Origin of the sequence: Pseudomonas sp. DVZ6, from assembly GCF_024259445.1 — a bacterium.
Lineage (GTDB): Bacteria > Pseudomonadota > Gammaproteobacteria > Pseudomonadales > Pseudomonadaceae > Aquipseudomonas > Aquipseudomonas peradeniyensis.
In genome coordinates, this window is sequence record NZ_JANCLM010000120.1 from 1 (window position 1) to 376 (window position 376).

The window sequence follows — 376 nt, forward strand, 5'->3', positions numbered from 1 at the left end:
GGCAGCGTGCTCTTGCAGGCGTGCCTCGATCTCGCCCAGTTCGATACGGAAGCCACGGATCTTCACCTGATGGTCGATCCGGCCCACGTATTCGATCACCTCCTGGCCGCGATAACGGGCCAGGTCGCCGGTGCGGTACAGGCGCCCGCCTTTGCTGGAGAACGGATCCGGCACGAAGCGTTCGGCGGTCAGCGAGGCACGGTTGTGGTAACCGCGGGCCAGGCCGGCATGGCCAACGTGCAGCTCGCCCGTGCAGCCCTTGGCCACCGGGTTGAAGTCGGCATCCAGTACATAAATCGACAGGTCCGGGATCGCCGCACCGATCGGGCTGCCCGGCTGTTGCGTATCGGCAAAGCGGATTGGCCGATAGGTCACG

1 protein-coding gene is annotated in these 376 nt (G+C 65.4%); it reads right to left on the bottom strand.

Annotated features, from left to right (window positions below):
* A partial coding sequence (locus tag NMG10_RS25895) for an AMP-binding protein (RefSeq protein ID WP_254465385.1) occupies positions 1-376 on the bottom strand: 376 nt, incomplete at both ends.